This is a genomic window from Acidocella sp. (assembly GCF_013044125.1).
Taxonomy (GTDB): domain Bacteria; phylum Pseudomonadota; class Alphaproteobacteria; order Acetobacterales; family Acetobacteraceae; genus Acidocella.
In genome coordinates, this window is sequence record NZ_JABEVC010000140.1 from 1 (window position 1) to 3,719 (window position 3,719).

Consider the following 3,719-nt stretch of genomic DNA (forward strand, 5'->3'; position numbering starts at 1 on the left):
GAGATGATCAAGCACTTCATCCGCAAGGTGCATAACCGCCGCGGCTTCTCCTCGCCCATCATCATCATCTGCGTCCCCTCCGGCTCCACCGCGGTGGAGCGCCGCGCCATCCAGGAAGCCGCTGAATCAGCCGGCGCGCGCAAGGTCTTCCTCATCGAGGAACCCATGGCCGCGGCCATCGGCGCCAATTTGCCCGTTACCGAGCCCTCCGGCTCCATGGTTGTCGATATCGGCGGCGGCACCACCGAAGTCGCCGTCATCTCGCTCGGCGGCATCGTGTACGCCCGCTCCGTGCGCGTCGGCGGCGACAAGATGGACGAAGCCATCATCTCCTACATCCGCCGCGCCTTTAACCTGCTGATCGGCGAAAGCTCGGCCGAACGCATCAAGATGGACATCGGCGCCGCCTGGATGGACAGCGCCGATAACGGCCCCTCACGTTTCGTCAAAGGGCGTGACCTGATCAACGGCGTGCCGCGCGAGGTCACCGTCACCCAGCGCCAGATCGCCGAAAGCCTGGCCGAACCGGTGGGCCAGATCGTCGAGGCCGTGAAGGTCGCGCTGGAGAACACCCCGCCGGAACTCGCGGCTGATATCGTCGATAAGGGCATCATGCTCACCGGCGGCGGCGCCCTGCTGCACCGGCTTGACGAGGTGCTGCGCGTCTCCACCGGCCTGCCTGTGATGGTGGCTGAAAACCCGCTGCAATGCGTCGCTCTGGGCACCGGCCGCGCGCTGGAGGAAATCAAGCGCCTGCGCACCGTTCTGTCCTCGATGTATTAAAACTCCCGTGGCCGGGGTTCATCCCCGGCCGGCCCGGCCTATGGCGCGGCGGCGGGATGAGCGGCGGCGTAGCTGAGCTGCTCAGGCGTCATCTCAAACCCAACAAGAATCTGCGTCCGCGCGCTATCGGGCGTGTTGGGCAGCTCCACCTTCATCTCCTTGGTGGCCGCTTGCGCGGTGCTGACGTTGCCGTTGAACTTCAGAGTGATGCTGTAGTCATTTTTCTGCACGATGGCATCGCCCTGGGTAATGGCGACGAAATACGGCAAGGTGATGGGCGCGCCCTGGTTGGCGGGGCCGTTGCTGGCGCTAAATCCGGCCCTGAACGTCACCTCCAGCAGGTTTTTCTTTACCTTCAGCAGGCAGGACCCCGCGACTCCGGTAACCCGCGCGGTGGTAATCTGCGCGCCCACATCGGAACGGCCGGGCAGGAAGGTGGTTAAATTCTGCGCCTGGGCAAGCACCGCCACCTGCGGGCAATATTGCTGCACAACCGGCTTGGGGGCGGGCGCCGCGGCCGGGGTAGAGGATGCCGGGGTGGAGGCACAACCGGCGAGGGCGGCCAGGATGACGAGCGAAAGCAGGGGGGCGGTGAACTGTTTCATGGCACCTCCCTTGCCAGATTTTTTTGTAAAGGTCATCTACGCGCCATGGCGGTTTATACAGAAGTTACGGACGAGGCCCTGGCCGAATTCCTCACGCACTACAACATCGGCTCGATGGTTGCCTTCCGCGGCATCGCCGAGGGAGTGGAGAACAGCAACTACGCGCTGAAAACGACGCAGGGGGATTTCATTCTCACCTTGTACGAAAAGCGCGTCGACCCGGCGGATCTGCCATGGTTTCTGGGTCTGATGGAGCATCTGGCCGCGCATGGGCTCTCCTGCCCGCTCCCCGTGCGCGCGCGCGATGGCAAAAACCTCAACCCGCTGGCCGGGAAGATCGCCGCTATCACCACGTTTCTGCCCGGCGTGTGGCCGCGCCGGGTGCTGGTGGAGCATTGCGAGCCGCTGGGCGCGGCGCTGGCCAGGCTGCACCTGACGGGCGAGGGGTTTGCGCCCAAGCGCGCCAACGCCCTGGGTCCTGATGCCTGGAATGATTTGTTGCAAAAATCCGCCCCCCAGGCTGACAGCGTGCAGGCCGGGCTTGGCCGGGAGCTGGACTCGATGCTGCACGGTATCGTCGCCAACTGGCCGCGCGGCTTGCCCAGCGGGCATATCCACGCCGATTTATTCCCCGACAACGTATTTTTCCTCGATGGCGAGATCTCCGGGCTGATCGATTTCTACTTTGCCTGCACCGATATCTACGCCTACGACATCGCCATCTGTCTCAACGCCTGGTGCTTCGAGAAGGATTTCAGCTTCAACGTCACCAAATCGCGCGCGCTGCTGCGCGGCTACATGGCCCACCGCGCTCTCAGTGAAGCCGAAACCGCCGCCCTGCCCGTGCTCGCCCAGGGCGCCGCCATGCGCTTCCTGCTCACCCGGCTCTACGACTGGCTGAACACGCCCCCTGGCGCCATGGTCACCCCCAAGGACCCGCTGGACTACTACCGGCGCCTGCGCTTCCACAACGCCGCAAAAGGTGCCGCCGCCTATGGCCTCTGATCCATCCGAGAACGCCGTCGAGATCTGGACAGACGGCGGCTGCCGCCCCAACCCCGGCCCTGGCGGCTGGGCGGCCATCCTCAAGTTCAAAGGCGCGGTGAAGGAGCTTGCCGGCGCCGAGGCTGAGACCACCAACAACCGCATGGAGCTGACCGCCGCCGCCGAGGCGCTGGGCGCCCTCACCCGGCCGTGCCGCATTGTGCTGCATACCGACAGCCAATACCTCAAAGATGGCATTACCCGCTGGCACACCGGCTGGGTACGCAAAAACTGGCGCACCGCGGGGGGAGATCCGGTAAAGAACATGGATCTGTGGAAGCGCATCCTGGAGGCCGCCAAGCCGCACGAGATCGACTGGCGCTGGGTGAAGGGCCATTCCGGCAACCCGATGAACGAGCGCGCTGACGAGCTGGCCACCCAGGCCCGCGAAATGCTTGAGGCTGATGCCCGCAGCGCCCGGGATTAGCTGCGCCCGGGGGTTAGCTGCGGTAGGAGCCGTTGATGTCGATGTAGCCGTGGGTGAGGTCGCAGGTCCACACGGTGGCGCGGCCCTGGCCGAGGCCGATATCGACTTCGATGTTGATTTCCCGCCCCTTCATATGGGCGACCACGGGGGTTTCATCATAACCCGGGACGATGCCGCCGGCCTGCGCCATCCAGGTGCCGCCAACGGCGACGCCGAGCTTGTCGCGGTCGGCCGGTTCGCCGGCTTTGCCCACGGCCATCACGATCCGGCCCCAGTTGGCGTCTTCTCCGGCGATGGCGGTTTTCACCAGTGGCGAGTTGGCGATGGCCATGGCGATCTTGCGCGCCGAGGCGTTGGAAACAGCGCCGTCCACGGTGATCTGCACCAGTTTTTGCGCGCCTTCGCCGTCACGCACCACCATGAGGGCCAGATCGTGCATCACCTCATGCAGGGCACGGCGGAAATCGCCCAGCTCGCCGGAGTCCTCGGTGGGGGCGTTGCCCGCCTGGCCGGTGGCGAAGAGCAGCACCGTGTCAGAGGTGGAGGTGTCGGAGTCGATGGTGATGCAGTTGAAGGTGGTACTCACCCCCTTGCTCAGCATCGCCTGCAGGGCGGGCGCGGGGATCGCGGCATCGGTGAAGATGAAGGAGAGCATGGTCGCCATATCAGGCGCGATCATGCCGCTGCCCTTGGCGATGCCGGTGACGCGCACCTCCACCCCGCCCAGCCGCGCGGTGCGGGTGGCGGCTTTGGGGAAGGTATCGGTGGTCATAATGGCTTGCGCCGCCTCGGCGAAGCGGTCTTCGGCCAGGCTGGCTTTCAGCGTATCCAGCACCGCGACAATTTTATGCGCCGGCAGC

Annotated in this window: 5 protein-coding genes; 3 read left to right on the forward strand and 2 right to left on the reverse strand. The window is 65.2% G+C overall.

What is annotated here, in order from left to right; translation table 11 throughout:
- Nucleotides 1-783, forward strand: a 783-nt coding sequence (locus tag HKL97_RS08900; protein WP_291424500.1) for a rod shape-determining protein, incomplete at its 5' end; no start/stop codon positions are given.
- Between the two features lie 38 nt (nucleotides 784-821).
- Here the strand turns inward: HKL97_RS08900 and HKL97_RS08905 are convergent.
- Nucleotides 822-1,388, reverse strand: coding sequence for a hypothetical protein (locus HKL97_RS08905; RefSeq protein WP_291424502.1), 567 nt, complete (start codon nucleotides 1,386-1,388; stop codon nucleotides 822-824).
- 45 nt (nucleotides 1,389-1,433) lie between these two features.
- Between HKL97_RS08905 and HKL97_RS08910 the strand changes: the two genes are divergently transcribed.
- Both HKL97_RS08910 and rnhA read left to right on the forward strand, forming a co-directional pair.
- The gene (locus HKL97_RS08910) at nucleotides 1,434-2,393 is read left to right on the forward strand and encodes a homoserine kinase (protein ID WP_291424504.1); all 960 of its coding nucleotides are present in this window, start codon (nucleotides 1,434-1,436) and stop codon (nucleotides 2,391-2,393) included.
- The gene (rnhA, locus tag HKL97_RS08915) at nucleotides 2,383-2,859 is read left to right on the forward strand and encodes a ribonuclease HI (RefSeq protein ID WP_291424506.1); all 477 of its coding nucleotides are present in this window, start codon (nucleotides 2,383-2,385) and stop codon (nucleotides 2,857-2,859) included. The genes HKL97_RS08910 and rnhA overlap by 11 nt, the downstream gene beginning before the upstream one ends.
- A 13-nt stretch (nucleotides 2,860-2,872) precedes the next feature.
- Here rnhA and argJ read toward each other — a convergent pair.
- A partial coding sequence (gene argJ / locus HKL97_RS08920) for a bifunctional glutamate N-acetyltransferase/amino-acid acetyltransferase ArgJ (protein ID WP_291424508.1) occupies nucleotides 2,873-3,719 on the reverse strand: 847 nt, incomplete at its 5' end.

Bases quoted from the DNA above. Each gene is read 5' to 3' on its own strand.
- HKL97_RS08905 (WP_291424502.1), bottom strand. From the start codon at position 1,388: ATGAAACAGTTCACCGCCCCCCTGCTTTCGCTCGTCATCCTGGCCGCC.
- HKL97_RS08910 (WP_291424504.1), top strand. From the start codon at position 1,434: ATGGCGGTTTATACAGAAGTTACGGACGAGGCCCTGGCCGAATTCCTC.
- rnhA (WP_291424506.1), top strand. From the start codon at position 2,383: ATGGCCTCTGATCCATCCGAGAACGCCGTCGAGATCTGGACAGACGGC.